At 57.6% G+C, this 23,594-nt stretch carries 21 protein-coding genes; 14 read left to right on the top strand and 7 right to left on the bottom strand.

Annotated features, from left to right (window positions below; all coding sequences use genetic code 11):
• Positions 1 to 78: 78 nt before the first annotated feature.
• The 7 genes from psrA to phnY all read left to right on the top strand — a co-directional run bounded on the left by psrA (position 79) and on the right by phnY (position 7,461).
• Positions 79 to 1,218 carry an iron-containing alcohol dehydrogenase PsrA gene (psrA, locus tag QMZ18_RS10360; protein WP_282606207.1) on the top strand — a complete coding sequence of 380 codons (1,140 nt, stop codon included), beginning with the start codon at positions 79 to 81 and terminating at the stop codon, positions 1,216 to 1,218.
• A gap of 61 nt (positions 1,219 to 1,279) precedes the next feature.
• Positions 1,280 to 2,185 (top strand): phosphate/phosphite/phosphonate ABC transporter substrate-binding protein, encoded by a 906-nt coding sequence (locus QMZ18_RS10355; RefSeq protein WP_282606206.1) that lies wholly within the window; start codon positions 1,280 to 1,282, stop codon positions 2,183 to 2,185.
• Positions 2,186 to 2,249: 64 nt separating this feature from the next.
• On the top strand, positions 2,250 to 3,002 hold the full coding sequence (phnC, locus tag QMZ18_RS10350) for a phosphonate ABC transporter ATP-binding protein (protein WP_282606205.1): 753 nt from the start codon (positions 2,250 to 2,252) through the stop codon (positions 3,000 to 3,002).
• A 3-nt stretch (positions 3,003 to 3,005) separates the two neighbouring features.
• Entirely contained in the window at positions 3,006 to 3,827 is an 822-nt protein-coding gene (phnE, locus tag QMZ18_RS10345; RefSeq protein WP_282606204.1) for a phosphonate ABC transporter, permease protein PhnE, read from the top strand.
• A 10-nt stretch (positions 3,828 to 3,837) separates the two neighbouring features.
• Complete coding sequence (phnE, locus tag QMZ18_RS10340; RefSeq protein WP_282606203.1) at positions 3,838 to 4,677, top strand: phosphonate ABC transporter, permease protein PhnE; 840 nt, start codon at positions 3,838 to 3,840, stop codon at positions 4,675 to 4,677.
• A 76-nt stretch (positions 4,678 to 4,753) separates the two neighbouring features.
• The gene (phnA, locus tag QMZ18_RS10335) at positions 4,754 to 5,998 is read left to right on the top strand and encodes a phosphonoacetate hydrolase (protein WP_282606202.1); all 1,245 of its coding nucleotides are present in this window, start codon (positions 4,754 to 4,756) and stop codon (positions 5,996 to 5,998) included.
• Between the two features lie 11 nt (positions 5,999 to 6,009).
• Positions 6,010 to 7,461, top strand: a complete 1,452-nt coding sequence (gene phnY, locus QMZ18_RS10330) for a phosphonoacetaldehyde dehydrogenase (protein WP_282606201.1) — start codon at positions 6,010 to 6,012, stop codon at positions 7,459 to 7,461.
• 3 nt (positions 7,462 to 7,464) lie between these two features.
• Here phnY and QMZ18_RS10325 read toward each other — a convergent pair whose 3' ends face one another.
• The 7 genes from QMZ18_RS10325 to QMZ18_RS10295 all read right to left on the bottom strand — a co-directional run bounded on the left by QMZ18_RS10325 (position 7,465) and on the right by QMZ18_RS10295 (position 14,738).
• On the bottom strand, positions 7,465 to 8,235 hold the full coding sequence (locus QMZ18_RS10325; protein WP_282606200.1) for an SDR family NAD(P)-dependent oxidoreductase: 771 nt from the start codon (positions 8,233 to 8,235) through the stop codon (positions 7,465 to 7,467).
• 242 nt (positions 8,236 to 8,477) lie between these two features.
• Complete coding sequence (locus QMZ18_RS10320; protein WP_282606199.1) at positions 8,478 to 9,536, bottom strand: LacI family DNA-binding transcriptional regulator; 1,059 nt, start codon at positions 9,534 to 9,536, stop codon at positions 8,478 to 8,480.
• A 97-nt stretch (positions 9,537 to 9,633) separates the two neighbouring features.
• Positions 9,634 to 10,290, bottom strand: a complete 657-nt coding sequence (larB, locus tag QMZ18_RS10315) for a nickel pincer cofactor biosynthesis protein LarB (RefSeq protein ID WP_282606198.1) — start codon at positions 10,288 to 10,290, stop codon at positions 9,634 to 9,636.
• On the bottom strand, positions 10,283 to 11,083 hold the full coding sequence (locus QMZ18_RS10310; protein ID WP_282606197.1) for an adenine nucleotide alpha hydrolase: 801 nt from the start codon (positions 11,081 to 11,083) through the stop codon (positions 10,283 to 10,285). The genes larB and QMZ18_RS10310 overlap by 8 nt, the downstream gene beginning before the upstream one ends.
• Positions 11,070 to 12,308 (bottom strand): LarC family nickel insertion protein, encoded by a 1,239-nt coding sequence (locus QMZ18_RS10305; RefSeq protein ID WP_282606196.1) that lies wholly within the window; start codon positions 12,306 to 12,308, stop codon positions 11,070 to 11,072. Before QMZ18_RS10305 ends, QMZ18_RS10310 begins: the two co-directional genes overlap by 14 nt.
• Positions 12,309 to 12,382: 74 nt before the next feature.
• Positions 12,383 to 13,819 (bottom strand): lactate racemase domain-containing protein, encoded by a 1,437-nt coding sequence (locus QMZ18_RS10300; RefSeq protein ID WP_282606195.1) that lies wholly within the window; start codon positions 13,817 to 13,819, stop codon positions 12,383 to 12,385.
• 1 nt (position 13,820) lies between these two features.
• Positions 13,821 to 14,738 carry an NAD(P)-dependent oxidoreductase gene (locus tag QMZ18_RS10295; protein WP_282606194.1) on the bottom strand — a complete coding sequence of 306 codons (918 nt, stop codon included), beginning with the start codon at positions 14,736 to 14,738 and terminating at the stop codon, positions 13,821 to 13,823.
• 517 nt (positions 14,739 to 15,255) lie between these two features.
• Between QMZ18_RS10295 and QMZ18_RS10290 the strand changes: the two genes are divergently transcribed.
• The 7 genes from QMZ18_RS10290 (at position 15,256) to QMZ18_RS10260 (ending at position 23,513) form a co-directional block, all read left to right on the top strand.
• Positions 15,256 to 15,822, top strand: a complete 567-nt coding sequence (locus tag QMZ18_RS10290; RefSeq protein ID WP_282606193.1) for a TRAP transporter small permease — start codon at positions 15,256 to 15,258, stop codon at positions 15,820 to 15,822.
• A 6-nt stretch (positions 15,823 to 15,828) separates the two neighbouring features.
• A complete protein-coding gene (locus tag QMZ18_RS10285; protein ID WP_282606192.1) occupies positions 15,829 to 17,121 on the top strand; it encodes a TRAP transporter large permease in 1,293 nt (430 codons plus the stop codon).
• Between the two features lie 73 nt (positions 17,122 to 17,194).
• Positions 17,195 to 18,250, top strand: a complete 1,056-nt coding sequence (dctP, locus tag QMZ18_RS10280) for a TRAP transporter substrate-binding protein DctP (protein ID WP_282606191.1) — start codon at positions 17,195 to 17,197, stop codon at positions 18,248 to 18,250.
• A gap of 125 nt (positions 18,251 to 18,375) precedes the next feature.
• Positions 18,376 to 19,200 carry a transketolase gene (locus QMZ18_RS10275; RefSeq protein WP_282606190.1) on the top strand — a complete coding sequence of 275 codons (825 nt, stop codon included), beginning with the start codon at positions 18,376 to 18,378 and terminating at the stop codon, positions 19,198 to 19,200.
• Between the two features lies 1 nt (position 19,201).
• A complete protein-coding gene (locus QMZ18_RS10270) occupies positions 19,202 to 20,179 on the top strand; it encodes a transketolase family protein (RefSeq protein ID WP_282606189.1) in 978 nt (325 codons plus the stop codon).
• Between the two features lie 498 nt (positions 20,180 to 20,677).
• A complete protein-coding gene (locus tag QMZ18_RS10265; protein ID WP_282606188.1) occupies positions 20,678 to 22,975 on the top strand; it encodes a phage tail sheath C-terminal domain-containing protein in 2,298 nt (765 codons plus the stop codon).
• A 19-nt stretch (positions 22,976 to 22,994) separates the two neighbouring features.
• Positions 22,995 to 23,513 (top strand): phage tail protein, encoded by a 519-nt coding sequence (locus QMZ18_RS10260; RefSeq protein WP_282606187.1) that lies wholly within the window; start codon positions 22,995 to 22,997, stop codon positions 23,511 to 23,513.
• Positions 23,514 to 23,594 lie beyond the last annotated feature (81 nt).

Here is a 23,594-nt window from a genome sequence, read left to right as displayed (position 1 = left end):
TGATAAATAGAATGCCACCAATCAAGCTACTCTGACTTGGCGCTTATTCACGGCACAGCGCGGTTCTGGGAGCTTCGAATGTGGACCTATTTTAATCCGGTCAAAATCGAATTTGGTGCTGGACGCTTTAAAGACCTGCCAAGTCTGATCGGCGGGCGCAGCTACGCAGTCGTGACTTACCCGGACACGCCGTTTCAGGCTCTGACCCAAAAGTTAAGCGAAACGGCAGGCAAGCCAGTGCTTGTGTTCGATGATATCGCGCCGAACCCGGATTACCGCGTGCTTGATGCGCAAACTGCCCGCTTCAGGGGCGTGGCCGGCGGTCCGGAAGTTATTGTTGCCATCGGGGGTGGGTCCGTCATCGATTCGGCTAAGGTTTTTGCCGCCGCTAACGGCGACTTTCAGAAAGTGCGCCGGTATTTGGAAACCAAGGACGGTGCCGAGGAACTCTCAGGCGTTCCGGTCATCGCCGTTCCGACTACAGCAGGCACCGGCAGTGAAGTGACCAGTTGGGCGACCGTCTGGGATGGTGAGGGAGGACGTAAGTTTTCCCTGGCCCGGCCAAACCTCTATCCGGAAACCGCGGTGATCGATCCGGCCCTGATGTTAGGCAAACCCTATAACCTTACGCTTGCGACGGGACTTGATGCCTTATCGCATGCACTGGAAAGCATCTGGAACATCAACGCAAATCCGATGTCCGCGCGCTACGCCGTTACGGCATCTCAGATCATACTGCGGGATCTGCCCAGCCTTTTATCTGATCTGGGGAATCTGGATCTGCGCAGCAACATTGCAGAGGCTGCCCTCTGCGCCGGTCTTGCGTTCTCAAATACGAGAACGGCGATCGCGCACAACCTTTCATATCCAATCACCTTGGGCTGGGGTGTGCCGCACGGCATCGCCTGTTCCTTTACCCTGCCTACGGTCTTGAAGTCGGTGATTGGCACGGGCGGTTTCCGCGAAGATTGCCTGAAAGAGATTTTTGGACAGGATCTTGAAAAAGCGGCCGAGGATCTCTCCGCATTTCTCAAGACATCCGGGGTGGGTATCAGCTTTGCCGACTATGGCGTTCCAAATGACAGCTGCGCGGCAATTATTGACGAAGCCTTCGCGGGTGAACGCGGTAAAAACTTTATCGGCTCGAAAGAGAGCTTTTTGAAGTCAGCCGCCCTCGACGGCATCCTGAACGACAACAGACCCCAACTTGTTCCCTGAAAAAAACAATAAGGCAGCGAAGAAAAATGAACGCAGCCGATTTCACCGAACGGAGGAAAAAATGAACACCTGGAAGCAAATCAAGACCGTCGTCGGCGGTGCGCTTGTCGCCAGCCTTGCTACGGTTGGTGCGGCCGCAGCGCAAGAATGTAAAAATCCTGAAGCCTTGCGCTTTTCCATGATCCCAACTGAGGAAACGACGCAGGAGCTGTCGCTCTACCAACCCCTCGTGAAGCAGTTGCGCGAAGCTACCGGTAAGAACATTGAATTCTACCTGCCAACGTCTTACGCGTCTGTGGTTGAAGCAATGCTCGGCGGCTTCGTCGATATCGGGATGCACGGTCCCTATTCCTATGTCATTGCGCAGGAGCGCGACCCGGATCTTCAGGTGGTCGCGACCTATGCAAAACACAAAGGACATTTCCAGGAAGAAGGGCCCGGATATAAGGCTGTCCTGGTGGCCCGCGCGGATTCCGGTTTTAAGAGCATCGAGGATATCAAAGGTTCGGTGATCGGTCTGACCGATCCGGCTAGCACCTCCGGCAATCTTCTGCCACGGGTATCCTTTACCAAAGTGATCGGTTCCGATCTCGAAGACTATTTTTCGCGTGTTGTCTACACCGGCGGTCATGATCTCTCGGCGGTTGCGGTCATCGAAGAACAGGTCGATGCAGCCTTTGTCGCAACGCACCGGCTGGACAATGTGATCGATCGGGGACTTGCGAAGATGGAGGACTACGTCGTGCTCTGGTCTTCACCGGTCATTCCGCAGGACCCCTTTGTCGTTAATGGGGATCTTTGCGATGAAATCGTCGGTCAGATTCAGAAAGCCTTCCTGACGCTGAGCGACAGCGAGGACGGGCGCAAGTATCTGGAGAACGTCAACGCCAGCCGCTTTGTGGCGATGAAAGACACGGACTACGACATCATTCGCGATCTTAAAGCAGCCAAAGACGCGAAGAAATAGGACAGCGGCCGATGCCCCGCTCGTGCTGAAGCAAGGGCGGGGCAGGCGAAAAGGGAGAGCTAGAATGGCCGTCCTGTCTGTACGGAATCTGAAAGTCCGATACTCCGGCAAGGGCCCTGAAATTCTAAAGGGGATCGATTTCGACGTCGAAGGCGACGATTTCCTGGCCATCATCGGGCCAAGCGGTGCCGGAAAGTCGACCCTTATCCGCTGTGTCAACCGGTTGGTGGAGCCGACCGACGGTACGATCACCCTGCTGGATCAAGATGTGCGGGCGCTCAAACCGCGGGCGTTGCGAGAACTGCGCCGCGATGTCGGAATGATTTTTCAGGAATTCAATCTGATCAACCGCATGTCGGTCATGGACAACGTGCTCTCCGGGCGATTGGGATACACCGGAAATCTGCGTAGCCTGTTCCGGCATTTTACCAAGGACGATATTCGGCAGGCGCTCGATTTTCTAGAGCGTGTCGGCCTAAGCGATCATGTGGATAAACGTGCCGACGAGTTGAGCGGCGGCCAGCGTCAGCGGGTCGGGATCGCTCGTGCCCTGATGCAGCAACCGAAACTGCTGCTTCTGGACGAGCCGACCTCCGCCCTCGACCCCAAAATTTCACAGGAAGTGATGGCGCTGATTCGCGAGATAGCAAAAGAGCTGCGTGTGCCGGCGTTGTGTAACATTCACGACGTGCAGCTGGCCAAGGAGTTCTGCAACCGCATCATTGGCCTGCAGGACGGGATCAAGAAATTCGACGGTGAGACTCGCACACTGCGCGATGCCGACCTTGAAGACATTTATGCGATGGAAGTGCTGTAAGCGATGTCAGCGACAGACTCTCTTGCGGGCAGCCTGAATCTTCAGACGGGATTGCGCCGCAAACGCCAGCTCCGGCTGGCGCTTATCTGGGGCCTCTTCATCCTCTTTACCGCTTGGTGTGTGAACGGCACGATTATCGAGGATACGGACTGGTCGCGCATCGGAGGCCGGAGCGGCGTTCTGGCCTCTTTCGGACGTTATATTCAGCTGGATCTCGGCTTGGTATCGGAATTGATCCTACCGACCATCGAAACCTTTATGATGGCCTGTGTAGGTACGGTTCTGGGCTGTTTCTTTTCACTGCCCGTGGCCTGGCTCGGAGCAGCCAACGTAACGCCCAGCCGCCATATCCTCTATCCGGTCGGCCGATTTCTGATGGTGCTCAGCCGATCGGTACATGAAATCGTCTGGGCATTGATCTTCGTCAGTGCCGTTGGCTTGGGGGCTTTACCCGGTATCCTGGCGATTGCCATGCGGTCGGTCGGTTTCATCTCGAAAATCACCGCCGAAGCGATCGAAAACATCGATGCCAAACCGGTCGAGGCGATCCGCGCGGTCGGCGGGAATCAGTTCCAGGTGATGTATTACGGGATCCTGCCGCAGATTTATCCGGTTGTCCTCGCGACGGTCATCTTCGAATGGGATATCAACATCCGCCGCTCGGCTGTCATGGGGCTGGTCGGGGCCGGGGGTTTGGGGTTGCTGTTTTTCCGGCAGATGAACAGCTTCAACTACGGTGGGGTGACGATGGTAATCCTGGCGATCCTTTTGCTGATCGTGTTGGGCGAAGTCATTTCGCACTACCTGCGCAAAGCGGTGATCTGAGGGGATGGCCATGACGGAGCTGACCAAAACTCCCAGCACCCCGGTCGCAGAGACCTGGTCACGTTACCGCTTCCCGGGGTCGTTGTACCGCTTCGGCAGTTTGCTCGGCGTGCTGGTGTTTCTTGTCTATTCACTGCACTTCCTGAATGTAGACATACCGTTGCTTTTTGGGGCCCTTGGCGGCTTGGTGGGCGTGGTGGCGGAACGCTACTATCCACCGGATCTGGCCTACGTGACCGACCCCGGCTATCTGGCCACGGTTGTCGATACCCTGCAGATGTCGTTTCTGGGCGCGATTGCGGGAGTGTTTCTTTCGATCCCGCTGGCCTGGTTCTCGGCCTTCAATGTTTCGCCAAATCAGCGGCTGCTGTTTCCGCTCGGCCGCTTTGGCGTGATTTCCTGCCGAGCCATTCACGAAACCATCTGGACTATTCTCTTCGTGTCGATTCTGGGTTTCGGCATGCTGGCGGGGGTCAGTGCCCTAACGATGTTCTGTGTCGGTTTTGCGGGCAAGCTGTTTTCGGATGAGATCGAGGCCGTGGACATGGGGCCGGTCGATGCAATGCGGGCAGCCGGTGCCAATCCATTTCAGGTCTTCGTGTTTGCCGTGGTTCCACAGGTGCGGGTCGCCTTCACGGGAATCGCCATCTACACCTGGGATGTGGCCTTTCGAGCAGCGACCGTCGTCGGGTTTTTCGGCGGCGGCGGCATGGGATGGTACCTCAAGCGCAATGTCCAGCAGCTCGAAAACCTCCGTGTCGGCGCCATCATCCTGTCGATCATCGCCATGGTGCTGATCGCGGAATTCATCTCCGGTTGGCTTCGCAAAGTCGTCAACCGGGCGAAGTGACAGCGGGCGCCGCCCGCCAGCATCAAAAGAACATTTGTCCTTGAGTGAATCAGGACCTCAGGAAGGGAATTGATCGATGATTATCCGTGACTCCATAGAGGTGAACGAACGCGTCTACCCGGCCCCGAAGGTGCCCGCGGTTGCGATTTGTCTCGATGGCTGTGAACCCGCCTATTTGGATGCGGCGATCGCTGATGGGTTGATGCCGACGCTCAAACGGATGCGCGAGACTGGCACCGACCGTTTGGCGCACTCGGTGATTCCGGCCTTCACCAATCCAAACAATCTGTCGATCGCGACGGGCCGTCCGCCATCGGTGCACGGTATCTGCGGCAATTACCTTTACGAACCGGAAACCGGTGAGGAGGTGATGATGAACGATGTGCGGTTCCTGCGTGCGCCGACTCTGTTCAAAGAGTTCTACGACGCGGGAGCTCGGATCGCCATTGTTACGGCGAAGGATAAGCTGCGCGCGTTGCTAGGGGCGGGTCTTAAGTTCGACGAGGATCGTGCGAAGTGTTTTTCAGCTGAGAAATCCGATAGCTCGACCGCAGCTGAACATGGGCAGGAAAAGGCGAGTCAATGGCTTGGGATGGCCCAGCCTGAAGTCTATTCTGCAGAATTGTCGGAGTTTGTTTTTGCGGCCGGGGTCAAGCTGCTTGCCGAATGGAAGCCGGACCTGCTGTACCTGACGACCACCGACTATGTGCAACATAAGTTCGCCCCCGAGGACGCAGAGGCGAAGACCTTCTACGAAATGTTCGACCGCTACCTGACCCAACTGGACGCAATGGGCGCCACGATCGTCGTGACTGCCGATCACGGCATGAAGCCCAAGCATCTTGCCGATGGTTCCCCGGCTGTTGTCTACGCGCAGGACCTAATGGACCAATGGCTAGGCGAGGGCGCGGCACGGGTGATCCTTCCGATCACCGACCCCTATGTAGTGCATCACGGCGCGCTTGGTTCCTTCGCGACCGCCTATCTGCCCCAGGGTGTGGATCAGGCGGATATCATTGCCCGCCTGAAAGCCACGGCCGGAATCACATTGGTCATGGATAAGGCCGAGGCGGTTATGCGCTTCGAATTGCCCGGCGATCGGATCGGCGACATCGTCGTGATCTCAGGTGAAAACGTGGTTATCGGCACCTCTGCGCACCGGCACGATCTGGCAGCACTAAAACAGCCGCTTCGCAGCCATGGTGGGCTCAGCGAACAAGAGGTGCCTTTCATCGTCAATCGCAAGATTGACATGCCCTCTGCGCCCATCTTGCGCAACTTCGACGCTTTCTTTTATGCAACAACCGCAGCAGCGCTTTGAGGATCATCGGCATGAGTAATCCCCCCATTGAACCCCGTCACGAAGCGATGCGCATTGCAGGCCGTAAAGTCGACAGCGAGGCGCGCGTGCCGGTGCACTACCCCTACACGGACGAGGTCATCGGCTCGGTTCCCGCTGGAACCGCCGAGCATGCGCGCGAGGCCTTTGAGATTGCCGCAAACTATACGCCGACACTCACCCGTTACGAGCGGCAGAAGATCCTTCTCAATGTCGCCCGGATCATCGATGAACGTAAATCGGAACTCGCCCCGATCATCACGGCCGAGTTGGGGATTTCGATCAGCGACTCCCTCTACGAATGCGGCCGGGCTTTCGATGTTTATACGCTGTCCGGGCAGATGTGCATTCACGATGACGGCGAGATCTTTTCCTGCGATCTCACCCCACATGGCAAAGCGCGCAAGATCTTCACCACACGCGAACCGCTGAAGGCGATTTCGGCGATCACGCCCTTCAATCATCCGCTGAACATGGTCAGTCACAAGATCGCACCCGCGATCGCTACCAACAATTGCATGGTGGTCAAGCCAACTGAGTTGACGCCGCTCACGGCAATCTGGCTTGCCGATGCACTCTACGAAGCAGGATTACCACCCGAAATGCTGTCGGTCGTTACCGGTTGGCCACAGGATATCGGTGACGAAATGATCACCAACCCCAACATCGAGCTCGTGACCTTCACCGGCGGCGTGCCGGTGGGCAAGATGATTGCGGCGAAGGCAATTTATAAACGTCAGGTGCTCGAGCTCGGCGGCAATGACCCGCTGATCATCTGCAACGACCTCTCCGATGCGGACCTTGCCAAGGCCGCCGATCTGGCCGTGGCCGGCGCAACCAAAAATTCCGGCCAGCGCTGCACCGCCGTGAAGCGCATTCTCTGTCAGGAGTCCGTTGCCGAGCGTTTCGTTCCGCTGGTGCTGGAGCGAGCGAAAAAGATCAAGTTTGGCAACCCGATGGATCCTGAAACCGATCTGGGCTGCGTGGTGCATGCAAAGGCCGCCGAGAGCTTTGAAAACCGTGTACTGGCTGCCGCCGAGCAGGGTGCAAAGATCCTCTATCACCCGAAGCGGGAGGGAGCACTGCTGCCACCCATCGTGATCGATCACGTGCCCCACGAGAGCGATCTGGTAATGGAGGAAACCTTCGGTCCGATTATCCCGGTCATCCGCGTGCCCGACGACGACATTCAAGTCAGGGTAATTTCCAACGCTACCGCTTTTGGCTTGTCAGCTGGCGTCTGTACCAACGATTTCCACCGAATGCAGGCCTATATCGCAGGACTGAACGTCGGCACGGTGAACATCTGGGAAGTGCCGGGTTATCGGATCGAGATGTCACCCTTCGGCGGCATCAAGGACAGCGGCAACGGCTACAAAGAGGGCGTCATTGAAGCGATGAAATCCTTCACCAACGTCAAGACTTTCTCCCTGCCTTGGGGTTAGTATTTAAGGCAGTTCGCCGTAAGGCAGCCATCCCCCGCCGAGCGTAACGCCGCAGTCCACGACGACGGCCGCGCCGGTCATGGCGCTCGCGGCGGGGGAGAGCAGAAACCACGCGACTTCGGCGACTTCTTCGGGTTTGACCAATCGTCCCATCGGCGTCACGCCCCTGATTGGCGAGAGATCGCGGCCCGCTTCTTCCTGACGGCGGATAAAGGGGGTGTCGACCCAGCCCGGTACAATGGTGTTCACACGCAGGCTCTGCTTACCCCAATGAACGGCGAGGGATTGGGTGAGATTGAGAACCGCAGCCTTGCCGGCGCCATAGCCGAGCATCGGGCCGGGTCTGACAGAGAGGGCGGAACTGATCGTGACGATCGCACCGCCACCTCGGGCCGTCAGCTTTGACCCGACAACTTTGCAGGTCAGGAAGGTGCCTGAGGCGTGGTTATCGAGCAAACGCCTGAACTCTTCCAGCGGATAGTCCTCGATCGGCAGGCGTGTCGGTGAAACGCCGGCGCAGGTGACCAGTCCGCCGATTGGCGGCAAGCTTCCTTCTAGTTTTTCGTAGGCATCTGTCAGCTGAGTTTCGTCACAGATGTCGGCGCGCGCAAACCCGGCATTCTCACCCAGTTCATTGGCCAGGGCGGTTCCCTTGTCCTCGTCCAGGTCGATGATTCCGGCGCTGCCACCCCGCTCGACGATCAGGCGGCAGATTGCGGCGCCGATGCCGCTTGCGCCACCAGTGACCAAGACCGTGGGCATAGGGTTGTCCATGACCGGAACCTCCAGGATTTTAGCCTTCACTGCCTGAAGGCATCGGTTATATCGGAACGTAGATAGTGAATGTAAGGCGCTAATGTTACCGGTATCATTTAATGAGTCAATGCACATTTTGACAAAGATCGTCAGGGAAATGGCCGTGAGGTGATGGCACCCAATTCCGCTCGCCATTACACCCGTAGAAGGCGCGAATGTACGGCTCTCGGTTCGATGCTTTCCTGCGGTCAGGCTTGGGGTTATTGAGGGGGCAGGCGGGTGCTTCCGCGCCACACAATTTCAAAGCCCAGATCGACCGAACGCTCAACAGTCTCATCGCCGTTGAGCCGTGCCATAAGCATGGCTGCAGCTTTATGGCCGATTTCGTAGCGTGGAATCCGGACCGTTGTCAGCGGCGGGTTGGTCATGGCGGTCAGCTCGAAATCGTCAAATCCGCAGATGCCGACATCTTCGGGAAACCGGATCTTCCGGCGCTGGCATTCCATGACTCCGCCGATCGAAAGCACATCGCTGGCAAAGAAGATCGCCTCGAGTTCGGGGTGTTGCTCGACCAGTTCGCCAAGGGCTCTCGCGCCCTCCCGAAAAGCGAATTTGGCGTCACGGACCCAACCGGGAACCACATTGAGACCAGCCTCTTTCATGGCAGCAAAATAACCTTCACGACGTCGCGTCGCGCGATCGTTGGAGGCAATAGGCGCAGACACAAAACCGATCTTTCGGTATCCAGCTTCGATCAGTCCCTTAACCATTTGGAAGGACGCATCGAAGTTCGAAAAGCCCGCGCACATGTCGATTGGCTCGGCCCCGGTCTCAAAAGTTTCCAGCACCGGAATATCGATGCTGCGCAAAAGCTCCGCTCCGTGTTCTGTATGAACCTGTCCGGTTACGACAAGCCCCGCCGGCCGCTGCGCGATCATGGTTTGAATCAACTCCATTTCGCGCTCGAGCGAATAGCCGCTTTCGGCAATAAGCAGACGATGTCCGTTGTCTTCCAGCCCGTCGGATAGGCCCGAAACAAGGTCGGCGAAAATCGAGTTGGTGATGGTCGGGATGATGGCCGCGACCACGTTGGTGCGATTTGACGAAAGACCCTTGGCGACCATATTGGGAATGTAGCCGGACTCTTTGATCGCTGAGGCGATCTTTTCACCCGTATCCTTAGCGACCTTCCCCGGATTGTTGATATAACGGGAAACGGTAATGGCGGAAACACCGGCCAGCCGCGCGACATCGCGAATCTGCAACCGTCCGCCCGGCCGTTTGCGCCGTTGTGTGGGTTTCTTTTCCGGGGATGTCATGGCGTCAGAAATTCGCTTGGCATGATTTTCAATCGATAAGTATCAGCTTTCCCTGTACCGCCCTGGAATCTCTGTAGGGAACGTCTTGGGCACTTTTTTAAGAGCGATTGCCCTTGGAAAAGCTCCTTGCGACGGCACAGGCGGCACCGTAGCCATTATCTATATTCACGGCAACGATCCCCTGTGCGCAGGATGCCAGCGCTGAATGCAATGCCGTCTCGCCGTTTCGGCAGATGCCGTAGCCGCGCGAGGTCGGCACGGCGACCACCAAACCCGGAACCAGGCCGCCGAGCACTGAAAACAGGCCGCCTTCCATTCCAGCGACGGCGATAATCGCGGGATAGGTCGTAAGTTCCTCCTGGATTTTCAGAAGACGCCAGAGCCCCGCCACCCCGACATCTGCATACTCCCGGCTGGCCACCCCGAGATAGGCCAGGGTGCGGGCGGCTTCGCGGGCCACCCCCAGATCGGAGGTTCCGGCAGCGACAACTGCGACACGTGGCTTGCTTGCCGGTGCCGTCCAGGGCCCGGCGATCCCGGTCCGTGATTCGGCGTCATAATCGAACGGGCTAAGCGAAAGGGCCTTCGTGCGATCAGCGTCCAACCGGGTCAGCAGAACGTTTTTTCCGGCATCGAGCATCTGTTTTACCGCAGTTTCGACCTGCACGTCGCTCTTGCCTTCGCACAGGATTGCTTCAGGCAGTGCGGTACGGCTTTCCCGCTCGAGGTCCATGATGACGTCTTGCTCAGCCATTTCCGTGCACCACAGAACTTCCCTGGCGATAGGGGGCGAAAGTCACCGGAAGGGGTTGCTTGCCGAGTGTAAAGTCCAGGATGCGCGCGCGCAGTGTTTGGGATTCCTCCAGCGTTTCCAGGCTCCGTGCATCGAGCTGGATCTCGACCCGGTCGGAAAGAATCCTGCAGCGGACGGTATCTGGTGAAAGGATGTCCTTCGCCGTCTCCTCAACTTCGTCGATGAAGCGCAAACGCTCGGGCGTAACGATTACCCCGGTCTGCAAGCGGCTCGAAAGACAGGGGGCTGCCGGAAGCTCTGCAATGTCCCCAAGCCCGAACTGTCGCGCGATGCGCCTGATGCCCTCTTTGTCGATTCCTGCCTCCACGTAGGGGTGGCAGACTCTGTATTCTGCCGCTGCCTTGAGGCCCGGCCGAAAATCAGAGAGGTCGTCGGTATTGGTTCCGGATGCGATCGGCAAATCGGTGACGCGCGCGATCTCGCCGTAGAGGTTAAATTTGCAGAAGTAGCAGCGGTTAACCGGATTTGCCAGGTAACGTTCATCGCCGAATTCCCCGGCATTCAAAATCTGAAGCGGCCAGTCCAGGCTCTCGGCAAGCCGCCTTACGCGTGCGGTGGCACGGGGCGGAACGGCTGGCGATACGGCATGAACCGCCAACATTTTATGACCGAAAACATCACCGGCAACGGCGGCAAGCGTCATGCTGTCGACCCCGCCACTGACAGCAACGGCCACCGGACCCATCGCGTCGAGAATACGTGTCAGATCCGCTCTTGCCTTAGCTCCGTCCATTGTCATCCTCCTCTAAGACAGCTGACTCTGACTGACGCCGGAGCTGTTCACGATCGTTGTGTCCTGTGGCGCGTGTACGAATGTCATCCAATTCGGTTTTCGCTGTACGGCTGCCGTCCGGTCGTTTGACCGTTTTGACCGCGAGCCCGTCGGGCGCGATTCTTTGCTGTCTGGAAAGGACAATTCTGTTTTCAAGCCGTTGCCGCAGCCCAATTGTCGTGGTTTCCCTGAAACAGGATTCGGTCGTTTGTTCCAGCGAATCAGGCCTTGTCAGCACCTGTATCAAATGTCCCAGCCGGCTCTTCTTTCCTGTCGCGGGAATCTGCAGAACATCGAGGACACCCGGGCATTCTCGCAATGCCTCGACCCCGGCAGCCAGATCCTCGGGAGTTTGGTCATCTACCATGAATTCTATGACCGCAATCTGCTCGTTCCTCTCAGCGGGTCTGTGTGATTTGTAGCAGCGGAGACGCAACATATTTGCGAGGCCCGGCAGCGACCGGGTTCCGAACCCCGCGCCGGTTGCAACTGCGTTCCAAATGCCGTCGGGCATCCTAAGTGACGGTTCCAGATGACGCAGGATTGCAGCGCCAGTCGGTGTGATTCGCTCTCCCATAACGCCATCGTCAATGAAGGGGAAACCCTGAAGCAGAGTTTGCGTGGCGGGTGCTGGAACTGGCAGCCGCCCGTGGGCGGATTGAATAAATCCGCCGCCGACCGGCAGCGGACTGATGGACCAGCTACAGGGTGACATCTCCTCGATCAGAAATGCTGCGCCCACGACATCGGCGATCGAATCAAGGGCGCCAACCTCGTGCAGCGCCACCTGTCCGATGCCGATTCCGTGTACTTGCGCTTCGGCCTCGGCAATCAGATGCAGGATTTTCTGCGCCCTGATGCGCACGGCTTCGGCCAGCGGCGCTTTGTCGAGATTTTCAAGGAGGGCGGGATAGTGGTAGTGGTCATGTCCGCCATCCTGTCCGGTCGTCGCAGGCTTGCGCGGACCGATCTTCATTTTGGTTCCTGTTAAGCCGCCGTCCTTGGCGCTCTCAGGCGCAACAACCCAGTCGGCGGGGAGTCCGGCGGCCCGGATGGCGTCGATCACGCCGGCGGCAAGATCCGGCCGGGTATCCAGGCAGGCGGCCATGAACATATCGCCTGCGATCCCACCCAGAACATCGAGGTGGATGTGTGTGGCACGCTGCGTTTCCTGATCGTCATCCATTGTATTGGCTCATTTGTAAGGGCTCATAGGGGTACAGGAACTCATACCGGCGCTTCCTTCAGGCCTGCAGTTTCTCAAGCCGCGCCCGGACCGGCGAGATTGACTGCCATGCCGCCGGAGTAACATTCGGGCGTGCAGAGGATCTGGGGGTTTTTGCCGACATGGCGTTCCACATCCTTCAGTGCGTCCTGTACGCTTGGGAGCGTTTTGTAGCCCATGCCCCGGGCATAGCCGGGTTTTTGCGCGCCAACCATGTAGATTTCGGAGCACCATTTGAAGGGAACGCTGCCACCCGACGTCATCGACATGGCATGGAACGGGTGATAGGTGTAGCGGTTCGAGTAACTAAAACAGTACTCGTTGTCGGTGGAGATGTGCAGGGCATCTTCGGAGGCCAGAAAAGCTTCCGCAGTATCGTAGTTCTGCAGCGCAAGATAGGTTTCTTCGTAAGAGGGGAACCAGCCGGGATTGAACCAGCCGTCGCACCAGGATACGGCGATGATCGCGGCACCGGGCCGAAGTGCTTTGTAGCAGCGCGAATATTGCACACCGATCCCAAGGCTCATCAGAATGGGGTTGGTCCCCATCCCCGGTCCGTAGTGAAAGTCGCGCGGCATTCCCACGAGCAGCACGTCCGCCGGTTCGGTGAGTTCGTCCAGCACCACGTTCGAACGTTGATTGGCTAAGGGCCAGGTTGCTTTTTCGACAGCGGCGGTTCGGCCTGCTTTGACGTCGAGTACGTCACCCTTTTGACCCAGGACGGCATCGATGGTGAAAAAGCGCGTGCCGGTGCGCTCTTCAATGGCTTCGCCGATGGATTGGAATTGATTGCGCATGTGCGATTTTGCGCCGCCGCCGAGCCAGTCCTTGCGCAGCATTGTTTTGGGTGTGTGATGGCTGGCGATCGACCGCATACCCGCCAGGCCTGTGACCATCATCTTGTACCCGCCCGAGTAGCCTCCGTAGGGATTGGCTGCACAATGGCCGACGAGGACGGAGATGTCAGACTCGGCAACCAAACGGTTCGTCTGCACCGAATTGCCCATGTCGTCCAGGCCGAGATCCAGCAGGTCGGGGCCTTCGGCGTCGTGATTAATGATCCGGTCGGGCCAGAAATTATCGACAATCTCCGCGCCCAGATACCATAGCCATTCTTCGTAGGTGTTTCGCCGGTGCAGCCCTTGAGCGCAGATCAGCTTTATGTCCTCCAGCAGGCAGCCGCCGGCCAGCAGATCCTCGACGATCATCGGAATGCAAACCCGCCGGTGCGCAAGACGATGAGCGCCACCTTTCACCCGGTCGGGAAAGACGATCGCCGCTGTCTTACCCGGACCGGCCAGATCCCGTAGCGGCGGCATCTCCAACGGGTTGTCGAGGGCGGCACGCGTCACTGCGACTGCGTCGGCGTTGGGCGGATCCTGGTAGCTTTCGCCGTAGCGCACAACAACGGATGTGTCCGGAAGTTCCACAGACATTTTTCCCCTGCCGTAGTCGAGCTCAACCTGTTTCATTTTATGCGCTGCCTTTGCGTGTTGATGCATCCTGGTAAATTTTGACCAGGGCTGCGGTATCTTCCCTGCCAAGCCCGGCTTCCTGTGCCAGTTTGTTTTGTTCTTGCACCCTGTTACCGATGGCAAGGGTCATGCCGCACTGCTCTGCAAGCTTGAGGCCGAGCCCCACATCCTTGTGCATGTTGTCGATGGTAAAGTTGGGAGTGAACTCTTGCGCGACGATCTTCGGCCCCAGCTCCTGAAACAACTTGCTCACCGTGCCCGCACCACTGTTTGAAATAGTGTCGAACAGCAGCTTGGGTTCCATGCCCAGGCGTTCACCCAGCGCGAAGATCTCGCAGGTAATCGAATTGATCGTACCGAACATCAGGTTGTTGAGCAGCTTAAGCGTGTTCCCCTGGCCGGAAGCACCGACGTGCACGATCTTGGCTGCGAAGCTTTCCAACACCGGTTCGGCAATGCGGATGTGCTTGGCTTCTCCGCCGGTGGGCAGGGTCCAGTTGCCGCAGGCGCTGGGACGGCCGAGCACAGGGCTGTCGAGATATCCGACTCCCTTCGCAGCACCGGCTTCCGCATTGCGGCGCGATGTTTCGGGATCCACTGTGCTGGTATCGACAAAGACCGACCCCTCGGACGCGCCGGCGAGCAAGCAATCATTGCCCTCTCGAACGACCGACGTGACATGTTCTGGCTTGGGCAGCGAAATCACGACCACGCGCGCCCGCTGGGCAACCTCGATCAATGTCTCACAGACGGTGCAGCCATCCCTTCGGGCGCGGGATGCCGCATCGGCGCTGACGTCGTAGACCAGCACCTCGTAGCCTTTCCCGATCAACTTCGGTGCCATGGCCGCCCCCATGATGCCGTAACCGACCAGCCCAACCTTTTCACTCATTCTTCTTCGTCCCAGACGGTTCAATTTCGATAGATGTCTTTAAAACAGTACGACCCGCGGGCTGTTATGCGGCGGCAAACCTGCCGGATCTCGATCAGGAATGCGGCCTCACAAATCCAAAAGGTTTCGCCAAATCTTTCGCTCTGTCGTGAAATCTCGGCCCACGGAGATTCGTGACTTGCATCTTATTATGTTACCGGTATCATGATTCCTGTCAACCGGCATGTGAGCGGGTTGCAGTCACTGGAGGTTTGACAATTGACAAGCCGTAGGGGGGCGATAAGTCAATGTATGTTACCGGTACCATTAAAAGCAACGCCGATCTTAAACAGGCGTAAGAACAAGGGAGCGAAGCCGTGATGCCGCAATTCGGGCGGAGATCGTTCAGCCTGCGTAATTGCTGCGCCGGTGCCGTCGGTATCGCAGCTGTCTTCGTTGCCTTCCGAGGTCTCTATGGGCATGCCGGTGGAAGCGGATCATCGAACTCTGAGCGCGATGAAGAATTCACCGGACCTGCAAGCTGTTCATGGGAGGCACTGACATGAACTGGTGCGTCAAAGTGATTCGAGTCCTCTCTCTTATCAATCTGGCAAGCCTCGAAGTCTGCAGGCTGTCCGCCGTTGTCCTCTCGGCAGGGATTGCCGTTGTCGTTGCGGTCGGTGTTTTCTGGCGCTACGTGCTGAACGACTCTCTCTCCTGGTACGAGGAGATGGCCAAATTCATGATGGTTTGGCTGGTCTTTGTTGCCGCACCGATCGCGCTGCGTGTCGGCGATCACATTTCCATCGAGATGTTTCCGAACCTGCTGCCCAGCCGCTTGCGGTCAACGCTTCTGGCCGCGATTTCCCTCGTGGTCTCCGGCTTCTGCGGCATGCTTGCCTATGTGAGTTTCCAGTTTGCCTGGAACGGACGCACCCAGGTCGCCATCGCGATCGGAGACGTCTCGATGTTCTGGATCTTCGTTTCAATACCCATCGGTGCGGCAATTATGTTTCTGATCGCGAGTCAGCAGGTCTTCGAGAACCTCCTCGATGCCTTTGCCCCCGGTCTGCGCGAAACGGACCGGTTCGAGACGAAGTACGGACCCGACCTCAGGGACGTAGGATAGAACGGCATGGTTCCCGCGAGTTTCATCTGGGTCCTTTTCATTCTGATCGCCGTTGGCGTGCCGATCGTATTCGCGCTCGGTGTCGCGCCGATGGCCGCGTTCATCATGGCCGACAAAGAGGTCTTCCTAAAGCTGATCGCCCAGCGACTCTATACCGGTATCAATCAGTTTCCTCTGCTGGCGATACCGCTATTCATCCTCGCGGGTGAGATCATGAATGTCGGCGGCATCACCACACGCCTGGTCGGGTTCGCCAACGCCCTGGTTGGACATTTCCGCGGCGGCCTCGCGCATGTGAACATCGTATCCTCAATCTTTTTTGCCGGTCTTAGCGGGTCCGCGGTCGCCGATACTTCGGCATTGGGCTCGATGCTGATTCCTGCGATGGAGAAGCAGGGCTATAGCCGGCGATTCGCGGCTGCCGTTACGGCGGCATCGTCGGTGATCGGGCCGATCATTCCACCCAGCATCATCATGGTCATCTATGCCTATATTATGCAGGTATCGGTGGCCGGACTGTTTCTCGGCGGTATCGTTCCAGGAGTCCTGACCGGCGCGGGCTTGATGGCAGTGACCGCAGTAATCGCGCGCCGCCGTAACTACCCTAAAGCCAACCGCCGGGCCACGGTAGTGGAAGTCGGCCGCGCCGGTTTCGACGCCGCGCTGCCGCTTTTGACCCCTGTCATTATTCTGGGCGGAATTCTGTCCGGTATCTTTACGCCGACGGAAGCGGCGGGCGCTGCGGTGGTCTACGCATTGCTTCTCAGCACTTTCGTCATGCGGACTCTGACTTTCCAGCATTTCAGTAAGCTGCTTCTGCGCACCGCAGTTGCGTCGTCGATCATCCTCCTGGCAGTCGGAACGGCGAATGTCTTTGGCTGGGTCGCGACGATTTCCGGAATTCCGACCAAACTGACTGGTTTTGTCTTTTCCATCACGGACGACCCTCTTCTTCTGCTGCTCATGGTCAATATCCTGTTGTTGATCATCGGTATGTTCCTGGATGCCGGCCCGGCGATCCTGATACTCGGCCCGATTCTCGCGCCCTTGATGCAGCAACTCGGGATCGAACCGCTGCATTTCGCGATCATCATGTGCGTCAACCTGACGATCGGGTTAGCGACGCCGCCAATGGGCCTCATCCTGTTCGTCGCTTCAACGGTCAGCCGGGAACGCGTCGAACACATCGCCCGCGAGATGCTGCCGTATTACTGCGTCCATCTCGCAATCATTCTGCTGATTACCTACGTACCGGCCCTGTCGCTGTCGGTGCCCCGCTGGTTGGGGTACCTGCAGTAAAAGCCGAACCGACTGCCCGGAAGCATAAGCCGGGCACAACAAGATGGCGGATTGCCATAACAAGGAGGAAAAAATGTCAGGAAAATCAAAAGCCATTGTGGCCTTGGCAGCAGGCGCATTGCTGACAATGGTAACATCCGGCGCAACCAGCGCCGAAGAGTGGGTGTTGAAGTACGGTCATGTGGGGCCCGTCAATTCTGATGATCAGGTGCCCGGTGAATTTCTCAAATCTTTCCTCGAGGCCCGCTCTCAGGGCCAGATCAAGGTCGAAATCTATCCTGCTGCGCAGTTGGGTAACTTCCGCGATTTGATCGAACAGGTTCAGCTCAACACACTCGAGCTGACCCATACGACAGTCGGCGGTATCGCCAGCTTTGTGCCGGAACTTCAGGTCACCGATATTCCCTACATGATGCGCGACGACATGGTCGTGGAAAAAATCGCCCAAAGCCCCTTCATGGACAAGGTGCGTGACACGGTCATGGAAAAGACCGGAAACGTTCGGCTCGTTGCTGTCGGCAACACAGGGCGCTGGCGCAGTTTTTTCACTTCGAAAAAATTGGTCAAGACGGCGGCCGATATGAAGGGCATCAAGATGCGGACGATCAACTCGCCTCTGCAAATCGAGTTCGTCCGTTTCCTCGGTGGCAACCCCACACCGGTTGCCTGGGGCGAGGTTTATACCTCGTTGCAGACCGGCGTGATTGAGGGAACCAAGAACGCGGCCACCGATATCGTGCCGACCAATATGCATGAGGTCGTCAAGAACGTAACCATCGACGAGCACGCCTATCTCTTTGCCTTCTGGTGGATGAGCGATGCCTGGTTGAAGCAACTGCCGCCGCATCTGCAGGATTTGGTGGTCGACGGCGTCCAGCAGGCTTCCATGATTCAGTCGGACTGGAATAAGGAATATGAATCGCGCAGCCTTGCCCAATTCCAGGAAGCCGGTGGAACGGTCTATGTTCCGACGGCAGAGGAGAAAGCAACCTTCCTGCCGGCCCGTGACGCCATGAAGGTCTGGTTCACGGAAAAGTATGGTGACGAATGGCTGAAGTTGTTCGAACAGGCTGTTGCGGATGCCGAATCCGCGATCGATTCCGATCGCAAGCGGATTCTGGGTCGCTGAACGCAGCCTTGTGACATTCCTGCCGGCGCCCTGCACGCGCAAGCGCGGTTCGCCGGCAGGATTCGTGATCCGAGTGGCAAGGCGTTCAGCGGCGAGAGGCCTGTGCACTTAATTTGGAAACAGTAATGGACCCCAAAGCGAGAAACTCCATCGATATCGATACGCTATGCCATAAGGCGAAAGAGATCCGTAAACATGTTGTCCGTATGGTTGCTCGCCACGGACAGGGGTATGTCCAGCAGGGTCTGGGAGCGGCCGATCTTTTTACCGTTCTTTACTTCTCTGAACTGCACCTGGACGGCAATGATTTGGAGCGGGATCGCTGTATTTTGTCGACAGCGCATAATTCCGCAGTGTTTCACGCAACTCTGGCGGTGCGTGGGCTGATCGAGACCTCCAGGCTGGACAGTTACTGTCAGGATGGATCTCAGCTGGAAATCAACGTTTCCGAACGCATGGGCGCTTCGGTTGAAGCCACCTGCGGATCGCTTGGTCAGGGTCTTTCTGTTGCCGTCGGTATGGCGCTTTCGGCGCGCCGTAGAGAGTCCAGAGCGCGCTACCACGTCATCCTTGGGGATGGAGAAATGCAGGAGGGTCAGGTTTGGGAAGCTGCAATGTGCGCCGCCAGCTATAGCCTCGATAACCTCTGCCTGACGATCGACATGAATAATATGCAGGCCGAAGGGCATATCGATTCCGTATTGAATATGGAGCCTGTTGCCGACAAATGGACCGCGTTCGGCTGGCATACCATATCCTGCGATGGGAATTCGATCGAGGCGCTTATGCAAGCCTATGACGAGGCGCGCGATGTGAAGGAAAAACCAAGCGTGATCATCGCTGGCACACTGGTCGGCTCCGGTGTTCCATTCCTTGAAGGCAAGCTCAGTCACAATATGGTTCTGCCCAAAGATGTTGCGGAACAAGCTTTGAATTTCCTGGAAGCCTGATATGAGCGGTTCTCTTCATCTCGGCGATTTCACCTCTGCTGCCAACGTGTACGGTGCCGGTGGAATGCCGCGCTACTATGGCGACGCTCTTGTGGCCTCTGCCGCATCCGATCCGCGCGTGGTCGCGCTGGGAGCGGACCTCTCAGCTCCAACCGAAACGGATGTCATCCGTGATGCGATGCCTGATCGGTTTTTCATGGTTGGCATTCAGGAAGCGAACCTCATCGGTGTTGCGTCAGGCATGGCAAAAATGGGCGACATTCCCTTTGCCAATAGCTTCAGTGTCTTTCTAACGCGCCGCTGTTACGACCAGATCGCGATGCAGGTTGCCTATCCCAAGGCAAATGTGAAATTGGCGGGCTTCCTGCCTGGCCTCTCCACTTTGCTTGGGGTTTCCCATCAAGCGATCGACGATATTGCCTTGATGCGCGCTCTGCCGAATATGACCATCATTGAACCCGGCGGCCCGGATCAGATTGTTCCTGCCGTCAAGGCCGCGATCGAGATCGACGGACCGGTCTATCTGCGTCTGCAACGAGCCGATCGGCCGCTCCAAAAAGACCAGACCTTGCCGCCTTTCGAGCTTGGCAAGGCGCAAACCCTCAAAGACGGCGCTGATGTCGCGATCGTAGCATCCGGTCTGATGATCGGGCAGGCGCGGCAGGCCGCAACCAAACTGTCAAAGCGCGGCATTTCCACGGCGGTCGTCAACCTGCATACGATCAAGCCGTTGGACCGGAATGCAATAACGCAATGGGCAAGACGTTGTCAGCTCATCGTTACGGCGGAAAACCATTCTATTATCGGCGGATTGGGGTCGGCGGTGGCTGAGGTTCTCGCAGAAGAGAACGCTGGCGCTCGTCTGGTCCGGGTGGGGCTTAAGGATCGGTTCGCCGAGGGTGGTTCACTTCCCTATTTGCTGCAGAAGTATCGTATGTCGGCCGACGCAATTGTTGAAGCGGTCGTCGAAGCTTCCTAGGCTTTGCTAGCGAGACCTCTCAGTCTGAACCGCCCTCTAGACTCTTGGACAACGGATCACTGCGAACAGTTTCTCTGCGTGAGACTGATCTTGTTTCGGGTCGGCGAAACGGAGTCGCGAGATTGTTTCCGAGTCGCACTCTTATCGAACTTCACGGCGACATGACAGCTATCTCCAGGTTTTTGCCCGATGATCGCGAACAAGAGCCTTCAACTTGAGTGAGATATGGTCCGGTGTATTGACTCCGACTCGTTGTTGGAGAATAATTATAACACATATGAATTCTTGCGCCCCCCTGGGTGCAAGCGAGCGCGCTTTCGAGGGATGCATCGAGTTCATCGTTTGGGTCTTGATTTTTCTACCATCTGATTTCTTTCGTTTCCAAATTCCTGTCGCACGACCCGAATACAGCTACAACATCATCAGCTGATCTCCTTGTTTTCCGAGGTTTCGCGTCCAATTTTTCGGACTCGATTTTTGATGCAAGGAGCGTAGATCATGGCCGTCGCCGTCTCTTACCCCGGTGTCTACATCCAAGAGGTTCCCAGCGGTTCGCGCGCGATTGCCGGCGTGCCGACTTCCATTGCTGCTTTTGTCGGCTACACAGCACGTGGCCCGGTCAATGAACCTGAGCAGCTTTTCAGCTTTGGCGATTTTGAGAGAGCGTTCGGCGGACTGCACCTCGACAGTCCGCTCGGTTATGCGGTCAATCATTTCTTCCTGAACGGTGGTGCGAACGCCTGGGTCGTACGCGTTGCATCAGGGGCTGCCGCCGCCGAAATCGGTCTCCAGACGACGGCAGGGAATTTGACCCTGACGGCAACGGCCGCGAGCGAAGGTTTGTGGGGAAATGCGCTGGTCCTGTCGGTTGACTACGGGACCGCCAATTCCGCCAGCAGCTTCAATCTGACCGTGACCGAGCTTGTGGAACGCAATGGACGTTTCATCACGGCACGCAGCGAAACCCATCGCAACCTTTCGATGGATTCTCAGTCGGGTAACTACGCTGTCGCGGCAGTCAATGCGAACTCAGATCTCGTTGAGCTGAGGGATGAAGGTGCGGTAGGTGCCATTCAGGGCGAATCGCGCAGCAGACCTTTGCAGAATGCCGTCGTGAATGATTTGAACGACGACGTTCGCCGGCTCGCGGTTTCGCTGGACGGGGGGCCCTATTACGAATTCGATCTGTTCGATGTGGGTGGCAGTGCGACCGACCTTGCCGACGTCGCCACGCGTATTACCGATGCAGTCACAGCCCTTGAGCCCGGCAACCCCGCCTTCACGGGATTCACCTGCGCCATTGATGGCGCAACCAATGAAATCGTTGCTACGTCGGGGAGTACCTCCCGGCAGTCTGCTGTCAGTTTCAGGCAGGCGTCAATCCGCAGTGCGACCGCAACACTATTGCTCGGCTTGGCAGCAGGCGGCCGCGAAACGCAGGGTTCTGCCCCTACGCGTCCGGCCGCAACAGGCACATCGGGCGCGCGGATTGCCGATTTTTCCGCAGTTGTTTTTGCCGATCCGGAAGACCTGACGGTCGATCTTTTGGACAGCGCCGGCGGCAACGTGGGAACCTTGACCTTCGAACTGCAAAACACCGGATTGGCCGATCCGATCGCTGCACCTGCAAGTCTTGCCGAGGCACGCGCGCAGATCGAAGCTGCGATGCGTGGATCGACCCAAGACGCTTTCTCGCAAGCACGTGTCGAGGTCATCGACGAAGCGCTGGTGATTACACCCGGTGGCGCCGACCAGTCCCTGCGCTTCACCTTCAGCTCTGGCGGTGCGGCTTTGCTCGGCCTGACTGGTGGCGGTTCCTTTATCAATGTTGCCGCCTATCAGCTAGGGGTCGGTCCAACAGTGGCTGCCCAAGAGTCGGCAGTCGGCGGCGCAGACGGGGCGCCACCCAGCGCGCTCGAAATCCAGGGATCCCGGGCACAGAAGACCGGTATCTTCGCCCTGGAGGATGTCGATCTCTTCAACATCCTTAATCTGCCGGAAGTGTCCGACACCGGCGTTCTCGCCAACGCCATCGCCTATGCCGAGGAACGCCGGTCGATGATTCTGGTCGACATGGATGCCGGTGTGAACAACTTCGATGAGGCGCGGGAATGGATTAACGATCCCGCCAATGCTGGGCTGCGACATCGTAACGCCGTCACCTATTTCCCCAGAGTGTCGATGCCTGATCCGTTACAGGGGAACCGGTCGCGTCCCTTCGCCAATTCGGGCCTGATGGCCGGGCTCTATTCCAGAACCGATGCCGCGCGCGGAGTATGGAAGGCACCTGCCGGGATTGAGGCACGTCTGCGCGGCGTTCAGGCTCTCGACTATGTGTTGTCCGATCCTGAGAACGGGGTCTTGAATCCGCTGGGGCTCAACTGTCTGCGGACATTCCCGGTGTTCGGTTCCGTCAGCTGGGGCGCACGCACTTTGGTTGGCGCTGATGCCCTGACCAGTGAGTGGAAGTATGTTCCGATACGAAGATTGGCGCTCTATATCGAGGAAAGTCTCTATCGCGGCACCCAATTCGTGGTGTTTGAGCCGAACGACGAACCGCTCTGGGCGCAGATCCGCTTAAGTGTGGGCTCCTTTATGAACAACCTTTTCCGGCAGGGCGCGTTCCAGGGAGCGACACCACAGGATGCCTACTTGGTGCGTTGTGATTCTTCCACGACCACGCAGGCGGATATCGACCTGGGCATCGTCAATATTCTGGTCGGTTTTGCGCCGTTGAAGCCGGCCGAGTTCGTCATCATCCAGATCCAGCAACTGGCCGGCCAGAGCCAAGCCTGAGCGCTAAGGAGTAACAGACATGGTTGAATTCAGCGTCAATCCACAGCGCTTTGATCCCTACAAGAACTTCAAATTTCGGGTTCGCTGGGACAATCGCTACGTCGCCGGGGTTTGCAAGGTAGGTGCCCTGAAACTGAGTACCGAGGTCGTGGAGCATCGCGTTGGTGGAGACGGCTCCACCAGCCGAAAGTCACCCGGGCGTACCAAGTTCGAGGCAATCACACTGGAACGCGGTGTGACTCATGATCCGGAGTTCGAGAACTGGGCGAAGAAGGTCTGGAATGTCGAGGCTGGACTTGGCGCCGAGGTCTCGCTCGCGGATTTCCGCAAAGACATTACGCTCGAGATGTACAACGAGGCCGGCCAGCTGGCGATCGCATACAAGATCTTCCGTTGCTGGGTCTCTGAGTATCAGGCTTTGCCGGAACTTGACGCCAACGCCAACGCCGTCGCGATCCAGACCATCAAACTCGAAAATGAAGGTTGGATCCGCGACGTCGAAGTGACGGAGCCCAGCGAGCCGTCGCTAGATGCGTAACAGGCAGAATCCGCTTTGGAACCCCTAGAGTGCGATCGTTATTGACCGGACCCGTCAGAAACCGAATTGCCCTCTAATGAT

This window comes from Pelagibius sp. Alg239-R121, from assembly GCF_947331435.1.
Lineage (GTDB): Bacteria > Pseudomonadota > Alphaproteobacteria > Kiloniellales > Kiloniellaceae > Denitrobaculum.
Note: the sequence above shows the minus strand (reverse complement) of the source record. Positions and strands in the feature narration are given on the sequence as shown.